Below are 25802 nucleotides of genomic sequence, written 5' to 3'. Positions count from 1 at the left end.
AACTTTTATGCCCGGAGTGCCGCACTTGGCCATAATGTCTGGCCTGTCTCATGTCTCCCTGATTTAAGTGATGTCTGCCCATGAAAACCGTGGCAATGGTGCTGTTCCCCGACTTTCTCCTGCTCGATATGGCCGGGCCATTGGAGGTTTTTTCGGTTGCCAACCGCTACCTGAAAGCCGAAGCGCATTATCAATTGGTCACGCTTGGCACCGAGCGTGGCCCACTTCGGGCATCCAATGGCGTGTTGGTGCATGCCGATGCGACCATTGACGACAACACCGAACATTATGATCTGCTGTTGGTGCCGGGCGGTCCGGGTGCCTACAACCAACAATTTCCGTCGTTGTTCGCCTGGCTCAAAGGTGCTGTTCAGCGCGTCGAACATTACGGTTCGATCTGCACCGGCGCCTTCGTGCTCGGGCATGCCGGGTTGCTGGATGGCTACCGGGTGACCACCCACTGGAACTACACCGAACGTCTGATCAAGGGGTTCCCGAAGGCCCATGTCACCACGGATCAGATCTATGTCGAAGATCGCAATCTGATCACCTCGGGCGGTGTCACGGCCGGAATCGATATGGCGCTCGCTGTCATCGCCCGCGATCACGGGAAGAAACTCGCCCAGGATGTCGCCAAAGTCCTGCTGGTGGTGATGAAACGGCAGGGCGGGCAGGCCCAGTTCAGTCCGCTGATGGCCGCTGTGGCACCGCAGGAAACGCCGATCACCCGCGCGCAAAGCTACGTGCTGGAGCACCTCGACGAAGCGTTCACGGTCGAACGCATGGCCGCCATTGCCAACATGAGTGCGCGGCACTTTGCACGCGTGTTCACCCGCGAAATCAATATGACGCCGATGGAGTTTCTGCAAAGTGCGCGCATCGACTGCGCGCGAAATCTGCTCGAAACCAGCGATCTGCCGCTTAAAACCGTGGCTTACAAAAGTGGTTTCGGCAGTGTGCGGCACATGCGTTCATTGTTCGCTGAAAAGCTCGGCCTGACCCCTGCGCAGTACCGCGAACAGTTCAGCTAGAGCGCTTGTGTCCGTCTGGCGCACCCGGATGTCCGTGCTGCGCCTCGTCTAGCGGTTGTCGCGTCATCTGAGGCTGCCAAGATAGTTGGCATGGATAGCCTCAATGATTTGAACACGGCGTCGGTGCTGCGTTTCGGCCCTTACGCGTTCCACCTGCGGCAACGGCTGATACTCGATGGAGATCGGCCCTTGCGTATGGGCGGGCGCGCTCTGGACATTCTGCAAGTGCTGGTCGAGCGTGCCGGTCGAGTGGTCAGGAAGGAGCAATTGATTGCTCTGGTATGGCCGACGTCGGTGGTCGAGGAGATCAACCTGCGCGTGCACATCGCTGCGCTCCGGCGGGCCTTGGGTGACGGCGAAAACGGTCAGCGCTACATCGTCAACGTGCCGCAATGTGGATACAGCTTTATTGCCCCGGTGCGTTGCGACAGCGCCGCGCAAGTGGTCTTCGAGGGTCTGCAAACGCCCCAGCATAATTTGCCTGCGCGACTGACCCCGGTTGCCGGACGCGACTCATTGGTCGGTGGGCTGGTGCGGAAAATGCCGCTGTATCGGCTGATGACCGTGACGGGAGCGCCTGGCGTCGGTAAGTCAACGGTGGCGCTGCGGGTTGCGGAACTGCTGTTGCAGTACTACAGGGACGGCGTGTGGCAGATCGATCTGAGCTTGATCGATGGCGAGACGTCGCTGCTCGATCATGTGCTGCGCACCCTGGACAGCGATTTGACCGGGCTCTCGACTCGCCATGCCTTGTTGCTGCTGGATAACTGTGACCAGCGCCGCGACGCTTGCAGAGCAGCGGTTGAAACGTTGCTTGAAGTGGCGCCTCGGCTGTCGATTCTCGCCTCCAGCCGTGAAGCCTTGCAGGTCAGTCTGGAAACCCAGCAGTGTGTGCCACCGCTGGCCATCCCGAAACGCTCGGCGGCTGATTGCATCACTGAAGCCATGGGCCATTCTGCGGTGCAGTTGTTTGTCAGCCGGGCTCGGGCGCGACAGCATGATTTCAGCCTGCGCGAGCAGGACGTCAAAGTCGTGGTCGAGATCTGTCGGCAACTCGACGGTTTGCCGCTGGCAATCGAATTGGCTGCGGCGCAGATCGATGCACTGGCGTTGGTCGGCTTGCAGGCGCAAATGGCCAACGGTCTGCAAGTGCTCAGCCATGGGCGGCGCACGGCTGTGCCACGGCACCAATCCATGCAGGCGGCGCTCGACTGGAGCTATCAGCGCTTGAGTGAGCAGGAACAACGTGTGCTACAACGCTTATCGGTGTTCAAACTGGCGTTTACGCTGGAGGCGGCGCTGGCGGTGATCAGTTGCCCGCAACTGGCTCCGCAGAGGCTTGCCGCGATCATCGACGGCCTGGCGCAAAAGTCATTGTTGACGGTGGAGCGGGGCGGCACTTCAGGCCGGTACCGGATGTTCAATACCATCCGATGCTATGCCCGCGAGCAACTTGAGCGCAGCGGTGAAGGAATTGATCTTGAACGCCGGCATGCACGTTACATCAAGCGGATTCGTCTGGCCTCAGGAGTGCACGCACTCGCGTAATTCGTCGATCAGCAAGTGCACCTTGCGCAGATCCGGGGTCGCGTAGCCCTCAGTGAAGCGTTGATAGATCGGAGTGAGCAAATCCAGCGCCTCGCGACAGCGCATTTGGCGCTGCCAGAGTTGCGCCAATGAAGTAGCGCTGCGCAGTTCCCAGGCTAGCGCGCCTTGGGTGCGAGCGATGGTCAGAGATTGTTGCAGGAGTGCTTCGGCTTCCTGAATGGCCCCTTCGCGAGCAGGCTCGCTCCCACATGGGGTCTGACTACACCCAAAATCCCTGTGGGAGCGAGCCTGCTCGCGAAGAGGACCACCCAGACAAACCATCTCTCCATTCAATAAGGCATCCGCCCGCACCCGTAGAATCTCCGCCGTGCTCCACCCCGCATCACCACTCAACGCCCGCTCAACCAGCGCGTCATCCACAAAACGGCCATCCAGCGTGACCATGATTTCCCGAATCAGCCCGCTACTGTCCTTCGGCACTGGCGTGATGTTGGGCGCATTGAGCACCTGCGCGTAGTGCCGCGCCCACGTGTTGAACAGCAGCACCGAATGTTTCTGCGACTGCTCGAGCAGTAACTGCAACAGCGCCCGGGCGTTTTGCTCATCGCCGTTGTAATGGGCGATCAGGCAACTCGCCAGCGCGAGGGTGTAGCAAATCGAGGTGCCATGGTCGATCTGTACGGCAATGTTCAGGGCCTGCCGCGCCGTGCGCCAGGCTTGTTCCGGCAGACCTTGCATCCATAAGACCCGCGCCAGCACCGTCAGCGACGCGACGCTCTGGTCGTATTGCACGCCAAAGCCATGAGTGAAGCGGTTGACATGGCCGCTGTGCGCCATGCGCTGGAGTACCTGTTCGGCGTGAATGCGCGCCTGCAATTGATCGCCGGCATAATGCAGGGCCAAAACGCGCAAGCGGTGGGTACTCAGTGACAACAGCGGGTCGCCGTGCAGGCCGAGGCGGTCGAAGTGCTCGCTCTGTGCCAGCGCCATGCGGTAGTGCCCGCAACTGAGGTTGACCGCCATGTGCCCGGACACCGCGCGCAACTGCCCGGCAACATCATCGTTTTCGTGCGCCAACCGGCGGGCATCGACGAAGGCTTCGATGGTTTCTGCAGTGCCGCCCCATGTGTGGTAGCAGGCGCTGCCAAGAGCCAGTTTCAGCGCAACTTTCAGACGCAGGCAAGGTTCGCCGAGTTCATCAAGCAGGCTCAGCGCCCGCCGTACATAGCTGCCGTATTCCTTGAGCAGCGACAACTCTTGCCACAAGGGCGCCGACGCCGCTGTCAGGCGAATCCCCAAACCTGCGGGGCCGACGCCGTTCAGGCTCCAGTCCAGTGCCGCGCGCAGATCTTCCAGGCCTCGGGCATAGCGCTCGATCCACAACGCCGTCGGCGTATTTTCCCAATCGTTTTGCCCCTGTTGCATCAACGCCAGACAGCGTTCGGCATGGCGTTCGCGGGTTTCCTCGCATTCGGCGGCGTGATCGAGTTTTTCCAGGGCGTAGCGGCGGGTCGTGTCGAGCAGGCGATAAAACACCTGTTCGTCACCGACCTCGACGCTGAGCAGGGATTTCGCCACCAGTTGGCTGATCGATACAAATACCATGCTGGGGTCGATATGTTGGCCGACGATAACGGCCGCCGCGGACTCCAAGGTGAAACCCCCTCGAAACACGCCCAAACGGCGCAGGCAGGTTTGTTCGCAACGGTCGAGCAGATTGAAACTCCAGTCCAGCGTGGCGCGCAGGGTGAGATGGCGCTCAAGACTGTTTTGATTGCCCGCTGCCAGCGGCGGCAAGCGGCCCTGTAACTGACTCAACAGACCGTCCAGACCCAGTTCGGCGACCTGCGCTGCGGCCAGTTCCAGCGCCAGTGGAATACCGTCGAGTCGGTGGCAGATCTCGATCGCTTGCGGCAACTGTGCATCGCTCAGTTCGAAGCTTTCCTGCGCGGCCGTCGCTCGTTCGACGAACAACTGCAGCGCCGAGAAATTCAGCGTTTGCTCACGATCCAGCGTCGCTGTCATCGGCGGGTATTCGAGGGAGTCCAGACGCTGCACGTATTCGCCTTCGGCCCGCAGACTTTCGCGGCTGGTGGCGAGGATATGCACGTGCGGCGCCCCGCGCAGAATGCGTTCACTGAGCGCCGCAACGGCATCAATCAAATGCTCGCAGTTGTCGAGCAGCAACAGCATCCGCCGCTGTTGCAGGCCTTTGACCAGTGCTGTCTGCGGGTCGCCTTCGAGAAGCGCCAGATCAAGCAGGGCGGCCAGGTGTGAACAGATCAGTTGGGGATCGCTCAGAGGTGCCAGATCCACGAGACGAATGCCATCGCGATAGTGCCCGATCAACTGCTCGGCCACGCGCAGGGCCACGGTGGTCTTGCCGATCCCGCCAGGGCCGACCAGGGTGATGCAGCGTCGGCGCGGCAACTGCCTCATCAAGCTGTCGACCAGCGGTTGGCGGCCGATCATCCGCGTGCGCCGCAAGGGCAGATTGTGCCGACCGCCAGCATCGCCCACAGGACGCTCCTCCATGGATTGCAGTAAAACCGGTGCGACAAAACTATAACCGCGTTGCGCCACGGTGATGATGTAGCGCTGGCCGGCCTGACCGTCACCGAGCGCCTTGCGCAGCGCCGCCATGTGCACCCGCAGGTTAATGTCTTCGACCACGCTGTCCGGCCAGACCCCGGCCATCAATTGCTGCTTGCTCACCACTTCGCCGGCATGGGCCAGCAGAATCAGGAGGATGTCCATCGCCCGTCGACCGAGGCGCAACGGCTGCTCGCCTTCGAGCACCCGCCGTTGTCCGGGATGTATCCGATAGGGGCCAAAACCGAGGGCCTGATTCGGGGAAAGACTCAACAGCTCACTCCTGCGGTGCTGCGGCGGACAGGGCGGAGTAGTGCCGGGCGCGTGCGCAGGCCTTCTATTCCGGGGTGTCCCGGCATAATCCTCAGGTTTTAGCTTCAGTGCAACGGGCGTCGCGATCAAAACGCGGCGGGCTGTGAAGGGTGGGCTTTGGGTTCTCTCGTGATCTGGCAGCGCCAGGCAAACGGATTGATGCCTTCGCTGCGGGTAAACATATGGCAGAAGTGCGCCTGATCGCAGAACCCGCACTCCAGGCTGATTTGCGTCAGGCTCAGGTCGGTGTGGCGGATCAGCAGCTTGGCCCGCGCGAGGCGCTGGGTGCGAATCCAGTCCTGCGGCGACAGCCCTGTGCTGCATTTGAAGGCACGGGAAAAATGGCTGCGCGACAGCGAACAGGCGCGGGCCAGTTCGGTGACCTCAAGGCTTTCGCCCAGACGTTCGAGGATCAGTTGTTTGACCTGTCGTTCGCGCTGCGGACTGAGCCCGCCGATCCCGGTCTTGCGTGGTTCGTTGGCAGGGGCGAGGGCGACGCTGTGCTGTAAATGAGCCATGGCCAAAGTCCGTGTCGATGGGGAATGCACGGTCGGCGCATCCCCTCAGGTCAAAAAAGCAACGCTGCGCAGAGGGATTCATTGTTGGGCGAGGGCGGGGGACTGACGAGTTAATCGTTGTTAATTTCGCTGCGAAACGGCGCTAAAAGTCTCGTTGATCGCGTAAAGTGCGTAGCACTTGCGTCTGGCTGGCTATAAGGAACCCGTGCCCATGAACCGTAACGACCTGCGTCGCGTTGACATGAACCTGCTGGTGATTTTCGAAGCGCTGATGTTCGAAAAGAACCTGACCCGCGTCGCCGAAAAACTGTTCATGGGCCAGCCGGCCGTCAGCGCTGCGTTGGGGCGTTTGCGCGATCTGTTCGACGATCCATTACTGCTGCGCAACGGTCGCGGCATGGAGCCGACCGCGCGAGCGCTGGCAATTCTCAAGGAGCTGCAACCGGCGATGGACGTCATCTCCGGCGCGGTCAGCCGGGCCAAGGAGTTCGAACCGGCGAGCAGTTGCGACGTGTTCCGCATCGGTTTGTCGGACGATGCCGAGTTTGGCCTGTTTCCGCCGTTGCTGCGCCAGCTTCAGCAAGAGGCGCCGGGGATTGTCGTGGTGGTGCGCCGCGCCAATTACCTGCTGATGCCGGCACTGTTGGCCTCTGGAGAAATCTCCGTCGGCGTCAGTTACACCACTGAGTTGCCGGCCAACGCCAAGCGCAAAAAACTGCGCGACATTCCCTGCAAGGTCCTGCGCGGCGACGACCGTCCGGGGCCGCTGACCCTCGACGAATACTGCGAGCGCCCGCATGCGATGGTGTCGTTCTCCGGCGACTTGAGCGGCAACATCGACATGGACCTGGCCAAGGTCGGACGCAGCCGCCGGGTCGTCCTCGGCGTGCCGCAATTCAGCGGCTTGCGCGCCTTGCTGGCCGGCACCGAAATGATCGCCACCGTGCCCGATTACGCCGCCTGCGCGCTGGTGGAAGGGTGTGCGTTGCGCGCCGAAGATCCACCGTTGCCGATTGATGCGGCGCAATTGTCGATGGCCTGGAGCGGGGTGCATGACAACGATCCGGCGGAGAAATGGTTGCGCTCACGAATCAGCCAGTTCATGGCGGCGCCGCTGGATATTCCCCTGACGTGAGTGTCCATTCGTCTGAAACAGGGCTTGACCTGTTAGTTCTGACAGTGGCGCATCACCGTGTTCCGATGTCTGATTGGCCGATGTCGAAAGGTAGCCAAAAAGGACGTGAACATGGACACGCTGACACCCGCGCTGGACAGCAGCAGTCTTCCGCCGCTCTCAATCATAGAAAGTCGCCCTGACGGTTTGTTGGACCCGGAAGCCGCTCGGTACAACCTGACGGTAAAAATCGACTTCGATTGGCAGGCAGGAGACAGTCTCACGATCACGTGGGCGGGTACGCCAGGACCTGGGTCCTACACTTCACCGCGTATTCCGATCGGCGGATTTTCCCGACCTTTCCAGACCCATATTGATAACCTCTTGGTGGTTTTCAACTTCGAGCGAACCGTCATCGTCACTTACACGGTTTATCGTGGCTCAGAACCGCCTGTTACTTCACAGCCTTTGCCGCTTTACATAACACGCATCAATCAGTTGAATCTGCCTCGGCCATTTATCCGACAGGCCGACAACGACGGTCAGGGAAGTGAGCTGAATGTCAGCAGCCTGTCTGAGTTCACCTTGCGTATAAATGCGTGGCTACTGGGCAGGCGCGGCAATCCCTTCTGGCTAAAGCTCAAAGGCACAAATGCCGATGGCAGTGATTTCGAGGCGACGTACTGGCAAGCGCCGGACAATGTGGTCGATGACGAATTCAACCGCTTCGGTTTCTTCGAGCAGAACTTCCCCGCTGCACCACTGCAACGTCTGCAGAATCGCAGCGTGCTGTCGCTGAGCTTCATGGCCGGGCTGCAAGGCAGTCAGGATCCGCTCCTCTCACAGCCATTTGCACATCGAAACTACATCGTACTGACAGGAGCCCCCAGCGGGCCGAGGATATCGTCAGTCACCGATCCTGATGGAGGCGAGATACTCAATGGCGCGGACACCCGATACTCCACTGTCACGCTGAGCGGCAGCGCTAGCGACACAGTGGCTGTGTTCGATGGCGCGACCAGGCTCGACACGGCCGATGTTGTTGATGGTAACTGGCAGTACGTTGCGACTGACCTGACACCAGGATCGCATGAATTTACGGTGAGGTTGGCCGATGGTAGCGGGAGCGTCTCAAATCCATGGCGAATCAACGTCTTGATGCAAAGCTCGGTGCTGACCATTGTCGAGGCCCCCGGTAACATCAACCTTGATCCGCTGAGAGCAATAACGACCCTGACTGCGTTGTTGTATCTCGACCTGCAACCCACCGATATGGTTTCAGTGACGGTGACAGCCGCTGACGGCACTCTTCCTGCAGGTTCACATACAACTACGCCGGTTGAGGCCGGTACCACAAGGCCGATAAGGATTCCTTTGCCCCCACGGCTGGTGGCATTCAGCATTGGAAAAATAATGCAGGTGAGTTTTACCTATACCCGAGGTGCTTCTGCTCAGGTGACCTCAGAACCTTTGCGCCTCAACGTGTTGCCGATTTCGAGGGATCGACTCCTGGCCCCCGTGATCACTCAGGCCAACGGCACGGATATTCTCGATCTGAAAGATGTCCAGTCCGGCGGGAGGATGTTGTTTGGTCTTTGGCCGCATATTTCTGTGAATCAACCGGTCTGGCTCAGATTTGAAGGGCAAAGCGATTTGGGACAGCACGATCTCCAGATGTGGATCGGCACCAGTCACGCGGTGCATCGAAGTTGGATTACGAACAGTGCTTACAGCCCCAGTGTTTCTGCCAATTACCTGAGGTTGCTGATTGATGGCAGCAGGCTGTTCATTTATTTCAGTGTCAATCTGGACAAGGTGGCGAACCCGGATACCGCGACGGATTTTCAGACACGTGAATACACTATTCGCGCGGTGCCTTGAACTCGTGTAACCGCCATCGCAACTGAGCACATCCGTGCAATTTCCCCCCACCCATCATTGGCATGATTCAGGCCAATGACATTACAAGGGTGGGGTCATGAACGCTTGGCAACGAGAAGAACGGTCGCGCGACATCGGTTTGCTGTTCCTGCGGGTCAGCGGCGGGTTGTTTTTGCTCTGGGTCCACGGCTTGCCCAAGCTGCTGGATTTCACCGCGCAACTGCAACTGATCGAAGACCCGTTCCACCTCGGATCTCACCTCACGTTGATCCTGGCGATCTTCGCTGAAGTCCTCTGTCCGCTACTGATCGTCGCCGGGTTACTGGCGCGATTGGCCTGCGTGCCTATTCTCTTTGTGCTGCTGGTGGCGCTGCTGGTCGTGCATCCGCAATGGAGTGTGGCCGAGGGGCAGTTCGGCTGGTTGCTGTTGATCGTGTTTACCACTGTGTTGATCGCCGGGCCGGGACGGTTGGTGATTCCTGTTCGTTTGCCCGGAGTGTTGCGTTATGCCTGAAGTCCTCAATCCACAGTCACCGGGGGCCGATGAGACGGTCACATTGATCATCAAACACCGGGTCAAGGCCGGTTTCGAGTCAGCGTATGAGGCCTGGCTGCGCAATATCGTCCGCGTGGCGGGGCAGCGTGAGGGGCATTTGGGTGTTGACGTGGTGCGCGGCAAGCGCGGCCGTCTCGATTTCTACACTTGCGTGCTGCGCTTCAGCACCACCGAAGCGATGCAAGGCTGGCTGGAGTCGCCGCAGCGTCAGGCACTGGTCGCCGAAGCCGCGCCAATGCTGGCTGATGGCGATCAGACCGAAGTCGCGCCGATCAAGGAATTCTGGTTTACGCCACTGGCCGACGCTGCTTCGCCGCCACCGCGCTGGAAGCAAGCCGTGGTCACGCTGCTGGTGATTCTGCCGCACACCTTGCTCGTGCCGTTGATCTGGGGGCCGCTGCTGGCGTTGCATCCGCTTCTTTCCAACTACGTAGTCGCCACGTTCCTGATCACCCTGACCATCGTCCTGTCGGTGGTGTACGTGGTGATGCCGCCGGTTACCCGTTTGTTTACGCCGTGGCTCGAAGCCAGCCAGGCCCATGAACACCTCGATTCCCAAGAAACCTCGCCACGCTGAGCGCGCGGGGTTCGCTCCTTTTCACTTTGCTTGAGGAACTGCGATGAGCGCCGATCTGATTCTGTTCAATGGTCAATTTCACACCGTTGACCGCACCAAACCGCTGGCCAGTGCCGTGGCAATCACCGATGGCCGCTTCGTGGTTGTTGGCAACGACAATCAAGCGATGGCCCTGCGCGGGCCGAACACGCAAGTGGTCGATATGCATGGCCGCTGCGTCATTCCGGGCCTCAACGACTCGCACTTGCACTTGATCCGTGGCGGTTTGAACTACAACCTCGAACTGCGCTGGGAAGGCGTACCGTCGCTGGCCGATGCGCTGCGCATGCTCAAGGATCAGGCCGATCGCACACCGACTCCGCAATGGGTGCGCGTGGTCGGTGGCTGGAACGAATTCCAGTTCGCCGAAAAACGCATGCCGACCCTCGAAGAGATCAACCAGGCCGCGCCGGACACCCCGGTGTTTATCCTGCACCTGTATGACCGCGCGCTGCTCAACCGCGCCGCGCTGCGCGTGGCCGGTTACACCCGTGACACGCCGAACCCGCCGGGTGGCGAGATCGTCCGTGACAGCAATGGCAACCCGACTGGCATGCTGGTCGCGCGGCCGAACGCGATGATCCTCTACTCGACGCTGGCCAAGGGGCCGAAGCTGCCGCTGGAATATCAGGTCAACTCGACTCGCCAGTTCATGCGCGAACTCAATCGTCTCGGCCTGACCAGCGCGATCGATGCCGGCGGTGGTTTCCAGAACTACCCGGACGATTATCAGGTGATCGAGCAACTGGCCAAAGACGACCAGTTGACCGTGCGCATCGCCTACAACCTGTTCACCCAGAAACCGAAAGAAGAGCTGAGCGATTTCCAGAACTGGACCGGCAGCGTCAAGTTGCACCAGGGCGACGACTTCCTGCGCCACAACGGCGCCGGCGAGATGCTGGTGTTCTCCGCAGCGGACTTCGAAGACTTCCTCGAACCGCGCCCCGATCTGCCGCAAACCATGGAAGAAGAGCTGGAGCCGGTGGTGCGCCACTTGGTCGAGCAGCGCTGGCCGTTCCGTTTGCACGCGACCTACAACGAATCGATCAGCCGCATGCTCGACGTGTTCGAGAAGGTCAACCGTGACATTCCGTTCAACGGTTTGCCATGGTTCTTCGACCACGCCGAAACCATCACCCCGCAGAACATCGAGCGGGTGAAAGCGTTGGGCGGCGGCATTGCGATCCAGGATCGCATGGCGTTCCAGGGCGAGTACTTTGTCGACCGCTACGGCAAGCAAGCCGCCGAAGCGACTCCGCCGATCAAGCGCATGCTCGCCGAAGGTGTGCCGGTCGGTGCGGGCACCGATGCAACGCGGGTGTCGAGCTACAACCCGTGGACCTCGCTGTACTGGATGGTCAGCGGTCGCACCGTGGGTGGTCTGGCCTTGTACGAAGAAGGTCTGCCGCGCACCACGGCGCTGGAACTGTTCACCCACGGCAGCGCCTGGTTCTCCTCGGAGCAGGGCAAGAAAGGCCAGATCAAGGTCGGGCAACTGGCGGATCTGGCGGCGCTGAGCGCGGACTTCTTCCATGTCGAGGAAGAGGCGATCAAGTGGATCGAGTCGGTAATGACCGTGGTTGGCGGCAAAATTGTCTACGCCGCCGGCGACTTTGAAGACCTCGGCCCACGCTCGATTCCGGTGCTGCCGGACTGGTCACCGGTGGTGAAAGTCCCAGGCCACTGGCGGCCGAATTCGCCATTGCAGGCGCAGGTCCACCAGTGCAGCGGCCCGTGCGCGGTGCATACCCACAGCCATGAAAAGGCGCGGATGTCGAACGCGCCGGTCAGCGACTTCGCCGGTTTCTGGGGTGCGTTCGGCTGTTCCTGCTTCGCTTTCTGATTTCCCCTGAAGCGCCGGCCATCCGGTCGGCGCTCAACGCTTCATCCATCCGTCCATCAGGAGTTTTCCCATGAGCGTTCCTTACACACGTCTGAACAAAGATGATGCGGTTGTACTGCTGGTCGATCACCAGACCGGCCTGATCTCGCTGGTACAGGATTTCACCCCGAACGAATTCAAGAACAACGTGCTGGCGCTGGGCGACATCGCCAAATTCTTCAAGCTGCCAACCATCCTGACCACCAGTTTTGACGCAGGCCCCAACGGCCCGATCGTGCCTGAGTTGCGTGAGCAGTTCCCGGACGCGCCGTTCATTCAGCGCCCGGGCCAGATCAATGCCTGGGACAACGAAGACTTCGTCAAGGCAATCAAGGCCACCGGTCGCAAGCAACTGATCATCGCCGGTGTGGTGACGGACGTTTGCGTAGCGTTCCCGACGCTGTCGGCGATTGCTGAAGGCTACGAAGTGTTTGTCGTGACCGACTCGTCCGGCACCTTCAACACCACTGTGCAACAAGCGGCGTGGGCGCGGATGTCGGCAGCGGGTGCTCATCTGTTGAACTGGTTCTCGGTGGCGTGCGAGCTGCAGGGTGACTGGCGCAACGACATGGAAGGCCTGGCGCATCTGCTGTCGGAGCGTCTGCCTAACTACCGCAATTTGATCAACAGCTATACCAAGTTCACTGCCAAGTAATCGGCTGATCCTGAAAAGCCCCTCACCCTAACCCTCTCCCGGAGGGAGAGGGGACTGACCGATGGGCTCTTTCGAGGTACGCCGACCTGCAATACCGAGCCGAACTCAGGTCTGAATTGCATGCAGTCTGCTCCCTTTCCCTTTGATGTCTTGGGGAGAGGGCACTGACCGAGGTGTTTTCTAGATACGCCGACCTGAAACTTCGAGCCGAACTTCAGTTTTGAACCGCATGAAGATCGGCTCCCTTCCCCCTCGCCCCCCTGGGGGAGAGGGCTGGGGTGAGGGGGAGGCTTTTGATCTTGATCCTGCCGCTTCAACGCTTCTGCAACCAACCCAAAAACCCACCTTTCCTCACCACCACCGGCTTGGCCATCAACGCGAGGCGACTGTTCTGCTGACGCACCGCCTGCAACTTGTTCAACGCCCGACCGACCTCCGTGCGCTGCGCCATGCACTCGCGGGTCAGATTCTTGTCGAGTCGATAAATGATGCTCGACGTCAGTGCCGTGAACGTCGCCTGCGACGGTGTATCGGCCAGAATGCTCTGTTCACCCATGACCTCACTCGGTCCCATTCGCCCGGCCTCGACCTTGCTGTCACCGTCAGGCACAGTCGCACTGACGACGCCGGTAGCAATCACAAACAGACTGTCCGGCACTTCGTCCAGATCCAGCACCACCTGGCCCGCCGCGTACTGCTGCGCAACCATCGATTCGGCGAGGCGATCACGCTCCTCACTGCTCAGCGAGCGGAAGACTTTCACTTCATCGAGCAATGCGCGGGCGCGGGTCGACGGCTCGATCACGCCGTCGGGATGGCGCGAAATGCCTGCTGCTTCAAGATGCCGGTGGGCGAGGTCGAACAGTTGATTGCGCACTTCGCTTTTTTTGCCGAGCTCGGCGATGAAACCGCTGGCGACGTACTCCGACATGGTTTCGCCGGCCTCTTTCAGCACGGCTTTTGGCGCTGGCGTCAGCAACAGCGAACTGCTGCCCTGCAAGGTGCGATCAAGCGCATCGAGTACCCGACGTGGGCGGATGTGATTCGGCACTTTGATGCTGATCGACACGCCATGCATGTTGTTCGGACGGCTGAGGTTGACGATCTTCGCCTTGGCCGCGACCGAGTTCGGCACTACCGCCATGGTCCCGGCGCTGGTCAGCAGGTGCGTAGCGCGCCAGTCGATGTCGAAGACCTTGCCTTCGACGCCGTCGATCACCACGAAATCATCCACCTGATACGGCTTGGTGGTGTTGAGCACGATCCCGGAAAACACGTCAGCCAGGGTGCTTTGCAGCGCCAGACCGACAACGATGGCGACCACGCCGGAGGTCGCCAGCAAACCTTTCACCGGCAGCTCCAGCACGTAACCGGCAGCGGCGACCGTTGCGACCAGAAACACCAGGGCGCCGATCACGTCCTGCAGCAAACGACCGCTGTGGCCGATGCGACGCATCAGCGCCAGGCCGATAACTTCGGTCAGCACCCGCGCGGCGTACAGCCACCAGAGAATGCCCAGCGCCGTCGCACCCAATTGCGCCACCCGGTCATCGACAAACTGTGGTGCCTGCAACGGACTGACGCCGGCGTTGATCACCAGCGCCGTGAACGCGAGAAACAGCACCAGCCGCACACCGACTCTCGGGGCGCGATGGGTGAAGGGCGAGAAGTGCCAGAGCACAGCGTCGAGCAGCAGCAGGGCAGCGCTCCAGGACAGCAGGTGAGTGTAGAAAAGGGTCATGACCGAAGCTCCGCAATGTCTGCCAATAAAAAGATCGCAGCCTGCGGCAGCTCCTACAGAAAATTGCATTCCCAAGTAGGAGCTGCCGAAGGCTGCGATCTTTTGCCGTTATGGATTCAGATGGGTTTTCAACTCAGCCGCCGCCTGACGCACCGCTGCTTTCACCTCAGGAATCTGGCTCAACGGATTGAGCAGGCCAAAGTCATGAATCATCCCGTTGTAACGCACCGAGGTCACCGCCACGCCGGCTGCATCGAGGTGCCGTGCATAGCCTTCGCCTTCATCCCGCAGCACGTCGAATTCGGCGGTCTGCACCAATGCGGCAGGCAAGCCCTTGAGCTGTTCGGCGCTGGCGTTGAGCGGCGAGGCGTGGATCTGCGCACGTTCGGCCGGGTTGGTGGTGTAGTTGTCCCAGAACCACTGCATCATGCCTTTGGTGAGGAAGTGGCCCTCGGCGAATTGCTGGTACGAACCGTCGTCGAACTGCGCGTTGGTCACCGGCCACATCAGCAGTTGGAAGCGCAGCGCCGGGGCTTTCTGTTCCTTGGCCATCAACGCCACGACTGCCGCCATGTTGCCGCCGACGCTGTTGCCGGCCACTGCCAGGCGCTTACCGTCGACACCAATGTCTTTGCCGTGCTCAGCCACCCATTTGGTCGCGGCGTAGGCCTGGTTGATCGCGGTCGGGTACTGCGCTTCCGGCGACGGCGTGTAATCGACGTACACCGCTACGGCGCCAGAGCCCACCACCAAGTCACGAATCAAGCGCTGGTGCGTTGGGTAATCACCGAGCACCCAGCCGCCACCGTGGAAGAACATGAACACCGGCAACTCGCCTTTGACCTTGGCCGGCCGCACGACTTTCAGGTTGATCGTCTGGCCGTCGACCTTGATCGCTTTGTCGCTGACTTCAACTCCGGACAAGTCCACTTTCACCGAAGCCTGCGCACCGGTCAGCACCGCACGGGCGTCTTTCGGGCTCAGTTGCTCCAGCGGTTTGCCACCGCCGGTGGCGAGGGCGTTGAGGAAGGCTTGGGTGTTGTGTTCGACACCGCTGCTTTCAGCGGCGAAAGCGTTGCCGATGGACAGGGCGAGGAGGGAAGCGGTCAGGGTTTTCTTGATGTTCATGTTCAATTCCATTTTTGAGTTTGTTGAGTTTGTTGAGTTTGTGGGGGGGTGGTTTCAACACCGTGGACACAGATTAATAGGGTGCCGAGAAGTGAAAAAGCGGCTATAAAGCGTTTAACTGTCCACCAGAGAGTGACAATGAACCCGTTCGAAGACATGCGTATTTTTTGCCAGGTCATGGACTCCGGCAGCTTCACCGCCGCGGCTGATCAATTGGGGTTGTCCAAGCAGTTCGTCAGCCGACGCTTGATGCAGTTGGAGGAGCGTCTCGGCGTGCGGTTGTTGAACCGCTCGACGCGGCGCCTGGACGTCACGCCGCTGGGGCAGAGTTATTACGAATCCGCCTTGCGCTTGTTGGGTGAAGTCGAGCAAGTGGAGCAGGGCATCGCCGGGCAGACTGCCGAGCCACGAGGGACGATTCGCGTGAGTGCGCCGCTGTCGTTTGCCGTGGCGCATCTGGGGTGTCTGCTGCCGCTGTTCTTGCAGCGCTATCGCGAAGTCACGGTTGAGGTTGATCTGAGTGATCGGCCGGTGGATTTGCTCGGTGAGGGCTACGATCTGGCACTGCGCATTGGCGTGCTGGAAGACTCGACGCTGATTGCCCGGCGCATTGCATCCATCGAACGGGTGTATTGCGCCAGCCCGGCGTACCTCGCCGAGCGCGGCACGCCACTCAAGCCTGAAGATCTGCATAGCCATGACTGTTTGCCGTACGGGCATAGTCGTTCGGTGCAGTGGCGCTTCAACGCGGAGCAGGGCAAGCCTGTGTTGGTCAATGTCACCGGGCGCATGCGCGTGAACAACGGCGAGTTGCTCAGGGACGCGGCAGTGCAGGGGATGGGCATTACCTATTTGCCGACGTTCATCGTTGGCGCGGCATTGAAGGATGGCCGGTTGGTGCCGGTGCTAGATGATCTGCGGCCGGAGCCGTTGACGCTTTCAGCCGTTTACCCGCAACATCGCCAGGCCTCGAGACCGGTGCAGGCGCTGGTTGAGTTTTTGCGAGAGCGCCTGAACCAGAGCCACGTCGCTCTCTGAGCCTTACGCAGATCAAAACTGTAGGAGTGAGCCTGCTCGCGAAAGCGTTCTGTCTGTCACAGCTTCAGTGTCTGAATGACCGCTATCGCGAGCAGGCTCACTCCTACAATTGATGGTGGTTGTCTGCGTAATCTGCGTACGCCACAAAACTCTTGTGGTGCTTCTAAAAATCAGTTGGCGCGCTTGTCATCGCCCGGCTCTCCGCCGACATGTACGCCACGATCATCGCCGACTTCGCCCGCGCGGTGGACCCCGTGGTCATCATCGACTTCACCAGCGCGGTGGACGCCATGGTCATCTCCCGCTTCAGCATGGGTGCCGTTGCGACCGGATGAGGCGCTGTCACGCGAGTGTCCCGAGCCGTGGTCGCTGCCGCTGTGGCCACTGTTGCTGCCACCGCCTCCGCCACTGCCGCTGTTGCCTCCGCCGCCGTGACTGCCGCCGCCGCTTCCGCTTCCACCACCACTACCGCCGCCACCTCCACCACCGCTCCCCCCATCCTTGGCATAAGCACTGGACACCCCGGACAAGCTATCTGGAACGAGTACCGCAGACGCCGACAGAACTGCGCCGATGGCCATTGCGAGCACGAGCTTTTTAATGTGCATATCGTTCTCCGTCTTTGTGGTCTTGTTGGGAGCATAAAAGTGCGTTGTTGCAGCGACCGGATCCGTTCCCGCGGGTCAGTGAATACTCGAAGCCAGTTCGAAAATCGGGATGTACATCAGGATCACGATGACCCCGATCAGCAGGCCGATAAACGTCATCAGCAGCGGTTCGAACAGCTTCACGAACCACTCCAGCCAGCGGCTGATTTCCTCGTCGTAGAAGTCGGCACTGCGTTCCATCATCTGCCCGAGATTGCCGGACTGTTCACCGGCGCGCAGCAGGCGCAGAGACACCGGTGTCACCAGGTGATTGAGCTCCAGCGCGGTAGACAACGATTGCCCCTCGCGCACCCGCTCGCAGGCCTGATCCAGCCGCGTCCGTGAGGCCACGGTGAGCAAGCCGCGCACCATGCTCATGGCGGTCACCAGCGGAATCCCGCCTTGCAGCAGAATCCCCAGCGAACGATAAAACCGTGCCAGCTCATACATGAAAATCCGCTGATGTACGGCCGGCAGTTTTTCCACCAGCCGATCCAGACCACGGCGAAACGCCGGTTGCTTTTGCAGCACGGCGAGGGCGATGACAATCCCTGCCAGCCCAGCGAAGAGTTCAGCCTGATGCGCATGTAAAAACATGCCACTGCTCATCAACACCTGCGACAGCCACGGCAGGTTATTGCCCAACCCTTCAAAGACCAGACTGAAGCGCGGTACCACATACCCCATCAAGAACAGCACCACACCACCGCCGACTATCAGCAACAGCATCGGGTAGATCGACGCGCTGATGATCTTCTGCCGCACCTCGTCCATGCGCTGGCGATAACTGACGTAGCGACCGAGTGCATCGCCGACCGCGCCGGTCTTCTCGCTGGACTGCACCAGCGCCACGTACAACGGCGGGAACACCGCCGACAACTGGCCCAACGCCTGCGAAAAGGATTTGCCCTCGTACAGCAGGCGCACCAGCTCACTCAAGGTTTTCCTGGCAGCGGGAGCAGTTTCTTTTTCGGCGAGGCTTTCCAGCGCATCGATCAGCGGCAGACCGGCGTTGAGCAACGTGGTCAGTTCTTGGCTGAACAACACCAGATTGAAGGTCTCGCGCTGGCGCAGTTTCAGCGAGCGCCAATGCTTGTCGGCGTGCGAGCTGAGCACACGCAAGCCCTGATCCTCGGCAATCCGCCGCGCCTCGCTGTCGCCCGGTGCCTCCACGCTCAAGGACACCACCCCAGCCTTGCCGACCGCTTTCACATGAAATCGCATGGGCCGCGCTCCGCTCACTGCCAATTGGTCACTTCGGCGTTTTCACCTTCGCCGCCGGGCTGGCCGTCCTTGCCCATCGACAACAAGTCGTACTCGCTGTTTTCGCCGGGATAGCGGTAGGCGTAATTACGTCCCCACGGATCCTGCGGCAGTTTTTTCTGCAAGTACGGGCCGGTCCATTTCGCCTCGTCGCTCGGTGCGGTGACCAAGGCCTGCAAGCCCTGTTCGGTGGATGGGTAATGGCCGACCTCCAGTCGATAGATATCCAGCGCCTTGCTCAGCCCTTCGATCTGCGCCTTGGCCACTTTCACTTCGGAGCGACCGAGTTGGGCGAAGTATTTCGGCGCGACGATCCCGGCCAACAGGCCGAGCACCACCAGCACCACGAGCAATTCGAGCAGGGTAAAACCGCGTTGGTCACGCGGACGAAATTGCAGCTTCATGATGACCTCCCGTGAGTGGCAGCCGTGTCGCCAGAAGGGCTTATGCAATTGCCATGCTCAGCCCAACTGAAAATCACTGGATTTGCTGAAACCCTTGTAATCCGGGCATCTCCAGAGTCGGCACAGTGCTTGCGTATGGCTCAAACGTGATCGGCCATTGGGGCATTTCCCCCAATTTATCGGGGTCGATCCGGGGAGGCCCGACATGAAATTTATCGCCAGCGGATTGCTCGGTTGTGTGCTGCTCAGCGGCGTTGCGCAGGCCGATGTGTTCATTTCGGTGGACGCCAAGGGCAGCTATGTACTGTCCAACGTTCACCGGCCCGGACGCACTTACGAACGGGTGATCCACGAGGCTGAAATGCCTGTGGCCAGCCTCGATCAACAGCCGCAAATGATCGCCAACCAGCCCTACGCGGAACTGGTCTCAGCGGCAGCCAAGGTCAATCAATTACCCGAAGCGCTGCTGCACGCGGTGATCAACGCCGAATCCCGTTACAACCCCGGCGCCACCTCGCCCAAAGGCGCGGGCGGGCTGATGCAGTTGATGCCCGATACCGCACGCGAGCTGGGCGTGACCGATGTCTACGACCCCAAGGCCAACATCCAGGGCGGGGCCAAATACCTCAAGCGCCTGATGACCCTGTTCGACAACGACATTGCTCTCGCCGTGGCGGCCTACAACGCCGGGCCAGACGCGGTGCTCAGCCGTGGCCGGGTGATTCCGCCGTTCGCCGAAACCCAGCGTTATGTACCGAATGTGTTGCGTCAGTACCGGCGTTTGCAGGGCCTGGCGATGGACGCGCCGTTGTGACCCCCAACCCGGTTTTCCCCACTTTCGGGGTAAACCGTGGAGGCCCGAAAAGTGGGGAAAACGGGTGGGGAATATCCCCCGGATTCTCAAGTGGCCGCAGTAACTGATTGAACGCTAATGCAATTTTTTGTGGCACGCGGATTGCTCCGAGGCATTTGTCGAGAAGTGTTCCCAAGAGCACCCACTACGAGGTTACTGATCATGGCTGGCTTTCCTCACGCTCCGTCCCTGATTAACTGGCTGCTGATTCTGGCCTCGATGCTCAGCGTCGAGCTGGCCGGCGCGGCCGTACGTTGCGAGCGCAACCTGGTGGCCAACGTCGTCGCCTTCGATCAGCCACTGATGTTCAACCGCCTCGGCGCGCAGAACATCAACGGCATGATGTTCGCCCTGCGCCGCGATGTGGTCGATGAACATGAGCAGTCACTGGCTTACGGCGGCGCCGCAGTGCCAGGCAAAGTTTCGCTGCGCCCGGACAAGCGTCCACGGCCGCTGGTGCTGCGTGTGGCTGCCGGCGATTGCCTGACGATCAATCTGCAGAACCTGCTCGACTATCAGGCCAACCCGAACAAGCACTTTGAAAACGAGGGCGAAGAGGAGGGGGCCGAGAACACCAACGGCGCCGAAGCCTTCAAAGTCGATGAGCAGGTGGCGGATCGTCACGTCGGTTTTCAGGTCAACGGCCTGCAAGCGGTGAACAGCATCGATGACATTTCCTCGTTCACGGGGCGGAACGCCAATACGCTGGTGCCACCGGGCGCCAGTCGTTCTTACACCTTGTACGCCGAACGTGAAGGCGCGTTTGCCGTGAGCAGCCGTGGCGCAACGTTTGGCGGCGAGGGCGCGGCCGGCAACGTTGCCAACGGTCTGTTCGGCCAGGTCGTCGTGCTGCCCAAGGGCGGTCGCACCTATCGCAATACCCTCACCGAAGAAGAAATGCGTCTGGCCACGACTGGCCGCGCACCCACCGGCCAACCGATCGTTGATTACCAGGCGCGTTACCCACAACGCGAACCGTGGTTGCGCGAAGGCAAGGCTGGTACGCCGATCATCGGCATGGTCGACGGCAATGAAATCATTTCCAGCGAGAGCGATGCGATTGTCATGGGCAGCAACGCCGACGGCAGTTTCCCATCCAGCACTTATCCGCTGGAGTCGGTGGGCAAACGCAACCCGGCAATCCCCAACCGCCTCGAAGCGTTCCGCGATTTCGCCTCGCAATTCCAGGATGAAACCGCTGCCACTCAAGCGTTCCCGGCGTATTGGACCGACCCGGTGATGGCCCATGTGCTGGAGCCGACCCGCGACTCGTTCATGATTAACTATGGCTCCGGCGGCATGGGGGCCGAAGTGGTCGCCAACCGCTTGGGCGTGGGGCCGATGCACGACTGCCTGTCGTGCGCCTATGAAGAATTCTTCCTCAGCTCGCACACGGTTGGTGATGTGGCAATGCTGGTGGATGTGCCGGCCAACACCGGGCTTGAGAACATCGCCCCCGGCCAGATACCGCGCGCCGATCAGATCGGCGTGAAAGCCACCATGGCGCTGTATCCGTCGGAGCCGTCGAACGTCAACCACAGCTACATCGGTGACTTCGTCAAATTCCGCAATACCCACAATGGCCACGAGCAGCACATCTTCCACCTGCACGGCCATCAGTGGTTGTTCAACCCCAACGACGACAACTCCGATTACGTCGACGCCCAGGGCATCGGGCCGGGCGCCGGTTATACCTATGAAATCGCCAACGGTGGTTCGGGCAACCGCAACCGCGTTGCCGGTGATGCGATCTATCACTGCCATTTCTATCCGCACTTCGCCCAGGGCATGTGGGCCATGTGGCGGGTGCACGATGTCTTCGAAGAAGGCACTCGACTTGATGTTTCGCAGCAGGGCGCCGATGGCTATCACAGCGAACCGTTTGCCTTGCGCAGTGGCAAACCGGCGGCGGGCGCACGGGCCTTGCCCGATGGCGAAATCGTCGCCGGTACGCCAATTCCGGCCATCGTGCCGCTGCCGGGCAAAGCCATGGCGCCAATGCCCGGCAAAGTGGTGGTGGTGCCGAAAATCGGCGATACCCTGGTCGCCGGCAATGATGACGACGATGACGAAGAAGAGGGCGATGACGACGGCGAGCACCATGGCGGCAATGTCGGTGGTGAAGCCATCGGTTCGCTGGCGCTGGTCGATCGCAGCGAAGCCAACCGCAACGCCGACGGCAGCCTGAAAAACCCTGGCTATCCGTTCTGGATCGGCGGCATGGAAAGTTCGGTCGGCCAACGTCCGCCAACCCCACCGCTGGACATGCTCGACGCCGCCACCGCGCAGTCTTTGAAGGCCAGCGGCAAAGCGCTGTGGGCCAACCTTGATCCCGCGCAGTCCGGCGGTTGGGATGGCGGCTTGCAACGGCACGCACTCGACGGCGTCGCGGCCGGTGGCGAGGCGCACACCGTCACCACTTCGCTGGACTTCTCCAAGGAAGTCACCCGCGCCAAACCGATTTACCTGCCGGAAGAAGGCACCGAAGTCGAACAAGCGGCGATGGCCTTCCACGCGAAAAAAGACCATCCAAGCTATGCCTTGCTGCCCGGCAATCAAGTGGTGGCCAAGGCGTTCCGCACCAACGGCGCCTTGCCAATGGCCGGCGCGCCGTACTACGAACCGTGCATGGACGATCGGCAAAAACGCCTGACCAGCAGCGCTGGCAGCGGTGAGTTCGCCAGCGGTGAACGCATCGACGGCATGTCCTTTGTCGGCGCCTCGAGCTTCACCGCCGACCGCCCACGCATCTACAAAGCCGCCAACATCCAGTTCGACGCGGTGTACAACAAAGTCGGTTATCACTTTCCGCAAGCGCGCATTCTGGCGCTGTGGGAAGACGCCTGGCCGGTGATTACCAAGCAACGTCCGCCAGAGCCGCTGGTGATGCGCATGAACACCTTCGATTGCGTGCAATACCAGCAAACCAACCTGGTGCCGGCCACCTATGAGATGGACGACTATCAGGTGCGTACGCCAACCGACGTGATCGGCCAGCACATCCACTTGCCGAAATGGGATCTGACCTCGGCGGACGGCTCGTCCAACGGCTGGAACTACGAGGACGGCGTGCTCTCGCCCGGCGCCGTGCAGGAACGCATTCACGCGATCCGCGAGTTCAATCAATGCGCCGGTACTGACCCGCGCGACGGCACCCAGGCCTGCCCGAAAGCCAAGAACCATCCGTTCTTCGGCCAGTACGGCCGCGCCGATTGGCTCGGTGCGCGCACGGCGATGCAGCGCTGGTTCGTCGATCCGGTGGTCAATGCCAAAGGCGTCGATCGCGGCCTCGGCACGATCTTCACCCACGACCACTTAGGCCCATCGACGCACCAACAGATTGGTCTGTACGCGACTGTGCTTGCTGAGCCGGCCGGTTCGACCTGGTTCCACGCCGAAACCGGCGAGCCTCTCTATAGCGGCGCGCGTCAGGACGGCGGGCCGACCTCGTGGCAAGCGGTGATCAACACCGGTGACCTTGATGGCGACGGCAAGAACGACAGCTTCCGCGAGTTCTTCCTCGAATACAGCGACTTCCAGCACGCCTATGAAGCTGGCGTCTATGTGGGAGCGGGTCCTAACGGTGTGCCGAATGCGCAGGCGTTCCCGGCCACCGCCGACAGCTTCCGCTACGCGATCAACCCGCCGGTGCGCAACAACGCCAGCAACTTGCTTGAAGGCGTACTGGAAGTGCAGGGCGGTCAGGTCCCTGGCTGCCCGAGCCGGCCATGTCCGCAGGCGATTTCGGTGGATGATCCTGGGATGTTCGTCGTCAACTATCGCAACGAGCCACTGGCGCTGCGCGTGTACGACCCGAACAAGGTCGGTCCGGATGGCAAGCGCGGCATGCAGGCTGATGGCCTCGGTGGCGATCTGTCGTTCGCCATGCAAAGCCGCACCGACCGGGCGATCCCGGCGATGAACCTGGCGCCGAATCTGCTCACCTCAGCGACCGGCCCAACCGGCGGCACTACGCTGTTTCCGCCGCACATCAACAAGGGCGGCGCCGAACCGGGTGACCCGTTCACGCCGATGCTGCGCACCTATACTGGCGACAATGTGCGGCTGCGGGTGCATGCCGGCGGCCATGAAGAAGAGCACAACGTCACCCTGCACGGTGTGAAGTGGCTGCAGAGCGGTTCCGGCTTCGGTAACAGCTCCAACTCCGGCTGGCGCGCGTCGCAGATGATCGGCATCTCCGAGCAGATGGGCTTCATTGCGCCGGTGTCGATGCTCTCCAGTTCGGCGGCGACCACGGGCGATTATCTGTACTCGATGGACGCTTCGATCGAAGGCTACTGGAGCGGTATCTGGGGCGTGATGCGCAACTACACCGCCAAACGCGCCGACCTGTTCGCCATCCCGAACAACCCGAGCCCGGCGGGCATGCGCAACACCGTAGCGTTCGAGGGCAGTTGCCCGCGCTATGGCGCCAACCCTAACGGCATTGGCACCCGGCCCACTGTGCAGCGCAACTATGAAGTGGTCGCGGCGCTGGCCAATGACATCCTCGGCAATACGCTGGGCCTGACCATCGGCGATCCCGAAGGGCTCGGCCAGCATGTCGGCGGGCCGCTGAATCCGGCGGGTGGCACCTTGGTGCTGAACTCGCGCACGGTGAGCATTCCACAAGTCACAGTGACCGACCCGGAGGATGGCGAAACCATCACCATCGGCGGGCAGAGCGGGCCGTTGCATGACCCGACCGCGATTCTGTATGTGCGTAAATCCGATCTCGATCCGGTCAGTGGCAAGCTCAAACCCGGAATCCCGGTCGAACCGCTGGTGTTGCGTGCAGCCGCAGGGGATTGCATCAATATCACTCTGGAAAACCGTCTGCCGAGCGTGATGCCTGACCTGACCCAGACGGCGGTGATGCAAGGCATGGTCAAGCGTGATCGCAACAGCGGTCTGGGTTCGACCACCTTCAGTAACAACCTGATGCGGCCGTCCAGCCACGTCGGCCTGCACGCGCAATTGCTGGCCTACGACATCACCAAATCCGACGGTGCCAACGTCGGCGCCAACCCGATCCAGACCGTGCCACCGCGTGTTGGCAACAGCGGCGCGTACCCGACCCGTACCTATCAGTACTACGCCGGGCATCTGGAGCGTGAAGGCAAACCGGTGACTCAACTGGGCCGCAGCGTCGACAACATCAACGCCACGGCGGTGGAGTTCGGCGGCTTGAACATCACCCCGGCGGACGTGATCAAGCAGCCGCAAAAAGGCCTCGGTGGGGCGATGAGCATTCTGCCGATCGGCGCGACCTGGGTTGATGATGCACGCAAGGTCAACGCCACGGTTACGGCGCCTGGGCAAACCAGCTACCGCGATTTTGCGATGGTCTGGCACAAGGCGTTGAACACCCGTTGGGCCAATGGCCGGCCAGTGGAAGGGATTGCCGCTGAGGGCTTCGGCGTGCCGACTGATCCGCAGGACAACTCGAGCATGGCGATCAACTACAAGACCGAACCGCTGTGGTATCGCTTCGGCCTCGCCCCGGACGCACCGTTTGGTCATGCCGACGGCGCGGGTTACGGCGACATGGTCAACGCGCACATGGCTTACAGCAATGCGCTGGTCGGCGGTGATCCGCAGACGCCTGTGCTCTACGCCAAACCGGGGCAACCGTTCCGCACGCATATTCTGATGCCGAGCGGTGGCAGTCGTGGCACCACGTTCCAACTCGACGGGCACGTCTGGTCGGTGAACCCGTTCCAGGCCGAGAAGAGTGATGTCGGTGGCTATCCGATGGGCTCGCCGGGCGTAGGCTCGGTGCGCTTCGGCTACAACCCGATGTCGATGTACATCGGCGCCCACGAAAGCATCCTGCCGGCTGCGCACTTCAGCTTCATGATTCCGAGCGCTGGCGGCAGCAATGCGATCCCGGGGGATTACCTGTTCCGCGACTACGCCGCCTACGGCAACACCTCCGGTTTATGGGGACTGCTGCGCGTGACCAACGAACCGGAGCCGGCGCCGCCAAGCCAGTAGGCACAACGAAGAGCCTTGTAGGAGTG

General features: G+C 61.0%; 18 protein-coding genes. 11 read left to right on the top strand and 7 right to left on the bottom strand.

Annotated elements, in window-relative coordinates; translation table 11 throughout:
- Positions 1-80 precede the first annotated feature (80 nt).
- A complete protein-coding gene (locus ACI514_RS15090) occupies positions 81-1031 on the top strand; it encodes a GlxA family transcriptional regulator (RefSeq protein WP_160057201.1) in 951 nt (316 codons plus the stop codon).
- 90 nt (positions 1032-1121) lie between these two features.
- Positions 1122-2579: an ATP-binding protein gene (locus ACI514_RS15085; RefSeq protein ID WP_405121952.1), complete on the top strand. Its 1458-nt coding sequence runs from the start codon at positions 1122-1124 to the stop codon at positions 2577-2579.
- On the opposite strand, the gene ACI514_RS15080 is transcribed toward ACI514_RS15085, so the two are convergent.
- Both ACI514_RS15080 and ACI514_RS15075 read right to left on the bottom strand, forming a co-directional pair.
- Complete coding sequence (locus ACI514_RS15080; protein WP_405121951.1) at positions 2556-5444, bottom strand: ATP-binding protein; 2889 nt, start codon at positions 5442-5444, stop codon at positions 2556-2558. The two genes, ACI514_RS15085 and ACI514_RS15080, sit on opposite strands and share 24 nt — an antisense overlap.
- Positions 5445-5569: 125 nt before the next feature.
- Positions 5570-6001, bottom strand: a complete 432-nt coding sequence (locus ACI514_RS15075) for a helix-turn-helix domain-containing protein (protein WP_160057204.1) — start codon at positions 5999-6001, stop codon at positions 5570-5572.
- A 211-nt stretch (positions 6002-6212) separates the two neighbouring features.
- Between ACI514_RS15075 and ACI514_RS15070 the strand changes: the two genes are divergently transcribed.
- From ACI514_RS15070 to ycaC, 6 genes are all read left to right on the top strand, one after another.
- A complete protein-coding gene (locus tag ACI514_RS15070; RefSeq protein ID WP_160057205.1) occupies positions 6213-7136 on the top strand; it encodes a LysR family transcriptional regulator in 924 nt (307 codons plus the stop codon).
- A 111-nt stretch (positions 7137-7247) separates the two neighbouring features.
- Positions 7248-8996 carry a hypothetical protein gene (locus ACI514_RS15065; RefSeq protein WP_405121950.1) on the top strand — a complete coding sequence of 583 codons (1749 nt, stop codon included), beginning with the start codon at positions 7248-7250 and terminating at the stop codon, positions 8994-8996.
- Positions 8997-9093: 97 nt separating this feature from the next.
- Positions 9094-9510, top strand: a complete 417-nt coding sequence (locus ACI514_RS15060; protein WP_405121949.1) for a DoxX family protein — start codon at positions 9094-9096, stop codon at positions 9508-9510.
- Positions 9503-10129 (top strand): antibiotic biosynthesis monooxygenase, encoded by a 627-nt coding sequence (locus tag ACI514_RS15055; protein ID WP_175554767.1) that lies wholly within the window; start codon positions 9503-9505, stop codon positions 10127-10129. Before ACI514_RS15060 ends, ACI514_RS15055 begins: the two co-directional genes overlap by 8 nt.
- Before the next feature lie 43 nt (positions 10130-10172).
- Positions 10173-12011, top strand: a complete 1839-nt coding sequence (locus tag ACI514_RS15050) for an amidohydrolase (RefSeq protein WP_016987824.1) — start codon at positions 10173-10175, stop codon at positions 12009-12011.
- Positions 12012-12081: 70 nt separating this feature from the next.
- Entirely contained in the window at positions 12082-12705 is a 624-nt protein-coding gene (ycaC, locus tag ACI514_RS15045) for an isochorismate family cysteine hydrolase YcaC (RefSeq protein WP_007913541.1), read from the top strand.
- Positions 12706-13018: 313 nt separating this feature from the next.
- On the opposite strand, the gene ACI514_RS15040 is transcribed toward ycaC, so the two are convergent.
- Both ACI514_RS15040 and ACI514_RS15035 read right to left on the bottom strand, forming a co-directional pair.
- On the bottom strand, positions 13019-14446 hold the full coding sequence (locus tag ACI514_RS15040; protein ID WP_160057210.1) for a mechanosensitive ion channel family protein: 1428 nt from the start codon (positions 14444-14446) through the stop codon (positions 13019-13021).
- Between the two features lie 108 nt (positions 14447-14554).
- Entirely contained in the window at positions 14555-15574 is a 1020-nt protein-coding gene (locus tag ACI514_RS15035) for an alpha/beta hydrolase (protein ID WP_405121948.1), read from the bottom strand.
- A 138-nt stretch (positions 15575-15712) separates the two neighbouring features.
- On the opposite strand from ACI514_RS15035, the gene ACI514_RS15030 reads away from it, so the two are divergent.
- Positions 15713-16612, top strand: a complete 900-nt coding sequence (locus ACI514_RS15030) for a LysR family transcriptional regulator (protein ID WP_160057212.1) — start codon at positions 15713-15715, stop codon at positions 16610-16612.
- A gap of 170 nt (positions 16613-16782) precedes the next feature.
- Here the strand turns inward: ACI514_RS15030 and ACI514_RS15025 are convergent, their stop codons facing one another.
- The 3 genes from ACI514_RS15025 to gspG all read right to left on the bottom strand — a co-directional run bounded on the left by ACI514_RS15025 (position 16783) and on the right by gspG (position 18926).
- A complete protein-coding gene (locus ACI514_RS15025) occupies positions 16783-17220 on the bottom strand; it encodes a hypothetical protein (protein WP_405121947.1) in 438 nt (145 codons plus the stop codon).
- 75 nt (positions 17221-17295) lie between these two features.
- On the bottom strand, positions 17296-18483 hold the full coding sequence (locus ACI514_RS15020; RefSeq protein ID WP_405121946.1) for a type II secretion system F family protein: 1188 nt from the start codon (positions 18481-18483) through the stop codon (positions 17296-17298).
- Between the two features lie 14 nt (positions 18484-18497).
- Positions 18498-18926, bottom strand: a complete 429-nt coding sequence (gspG, locus tag ACI514_RS15015) for a type II secretion system major pseudopilin GspG (RefSeq protein WP_160057215.1) — start codon at positions 18924-18926, stop codon at positions 18498-18500.
- A gap of 205 nt (positions 18927-19131) precedes the next feature.
- On the opposite strand from gspG, the gene ACI514_RS15010 reads away from it, so the two are divergent.
- A complete protein-coding gene (locus ACI514_RS15010; RefSeq protein ID WP_405121945.1) occupies positions 19132-19740 on the top strand; it encodes a lytic transglycosylase domain-containing protein in 609 nt (202 codons plus the stop codon).
- 201 nt (positions 19741-19941) lie between these two features.
- Complete coding sequence (gene mnxG, locus ACI514_RS15005) at positions 19942-25776, top strand: manganese-oxidizing multicopper oxidase MnxG (RefSeq protein WP_405121944.1); 5835 nt, start codon at positions 19942-19944, stop codon at positions 25774-25776.
- Positions 25777-25802 lie beyond the last annotated feature (26 nt).

It is taken from the genome of Pseudomonas sp. M20, assembly GCF_045037865.1.
In the GTDB taxonomy this organism is placed as follows: Bacteria; Pseudomonadota; Gammaproteobacteria; order Pseudomonadales; family Pseudomonadaceae; genus Aquipseudomonas.
Note: the sequence above shows the minus strand (reverse complement) of the source record. Positions and strands in the feature narration are given on the sequence as shown.

Excerpts from the sequence above, each read along its gene's own strand:
- ycaC (WP_007913541.1), top strand. The coding sequence starts at position 12,082 with ATGAGCGTTCCTTACACACGTCTGAACAAAGATGATGCGGTTGTACTG.
- ACI514_RS15025 (WP_405121947.1), bottom strand. The coding sequence starts at position 17,220 with ATGCACATTAAAAAGCTCGTGCTCGCAATGGCCATCGGCGCAGTTCTG.
- ACI514_RS15075 (WP_160057204.1), bottom strand. The coding sequence starts at position 6,001 with ATGGCTCATTTACAGCACAGCGTCGCCCTCGCCCCTGCCAACGAACCA.
- ACI514_RS15050 (WP_016987824.1), top strand. The coding sequence starts at position 10,173 with ATGAGCGCCGATCTGATTCTGTTCAATGGTCAATTTCACACCGTTGAC.
- ACI514_RS15020 (WP_405121946.1), bottom strand. The coding sequence starts at position 18,483 with ATGCGATTTCATGTGAAAGCGGTCGGCAAGGCTGGGGTGGTGTCCTTG.
- ACI514_RS15060 (WP_405121949.1), top strand. The coding sequence starts at position 9,094 with ATGAACGCTTGGCAACGAGAAGAACGGTCGCGCGACATCGGTTTGCTG.
- mnxG (WP_405121944.1), top strand. The coding sequence starts at position 19,942 with ATGGCTGGCTTTCCTCACGCTCCGTCCCTGATTAACTGGCTGCTGATT.
- ACI514_RS15035 (WP_405121948.1), bottom strand. The coding sequence starts at position 15,574 with ATGAACATCAAGAAAACCCTGACCGCTTCCCTCCTCGCCCTGTCCATC.
- ACI514_RS15040 (WP_160057210.1), bottom strand. The coding sequence starts at position 14,446 with ATGACCCTTTTCTACACTCACCTGCTGTCCTGGAGCGCTGCCCTGCTG.
- ACI514_RS15090 (WP_160057201.1), top strand. The coding sequence starts at position 81 with ATGAAAACCGTGGCAATGGTGCTGTTCCCCGACTTTCTCCTGCTCGAT.
- ACI514_RS15085 (WP_405121952.1), top strand. The coding sequence starts at position 1,122 with ATGGATAGCCTCAATGATTTGAACACGGCGTCGGTGCTGCGTTTCGGC.
- ACI514_RS15070 (WP_160057205.1), top strand. The coding sequence starts at position 6,213 with ATGAACCGTAACGACCTGCGTCGCGTTGACATGAACCTGCTGGTGATT.
- ACI514_RS15065 (WP_405121950.1), top strand. The coding sequence starts at position 7,248 with ATGGACACGCTGACACCCGCGCTGGACAGCAGCAGTCTTCCGCCGCTC.
- ACI514_RS15030 (WP_160057212.1), top strand. The coding sequence starts at position 15,713 with ATGAACCCGTTCGAAGACATGCGTATTTTTTGCCAGGTCATGGACTCC.
- ACI514_RS15010 (WP_405121945.1), top strand. The coding sequence starts at position 19,132 with ATGAAATTTATCGCCAGCGGATTGCTCGGTTGTGTGCTGCTCAGCGGC.
- gspG (WP_160057215.1), bottom strand. The coding sequence starts at position 18,926 with ATGAAGCTGCAATTTCGTCCGCGTGACCAACGCGGTTTTACCCTGCTC.
- ACI514_RS15055 (WP_175554767.1), top strand. The coding sequence starts at position 9,503 with ATGCCTGAAGTCCTCAATCCACAGTCACCGGGGGCCGATGAGACGGTC.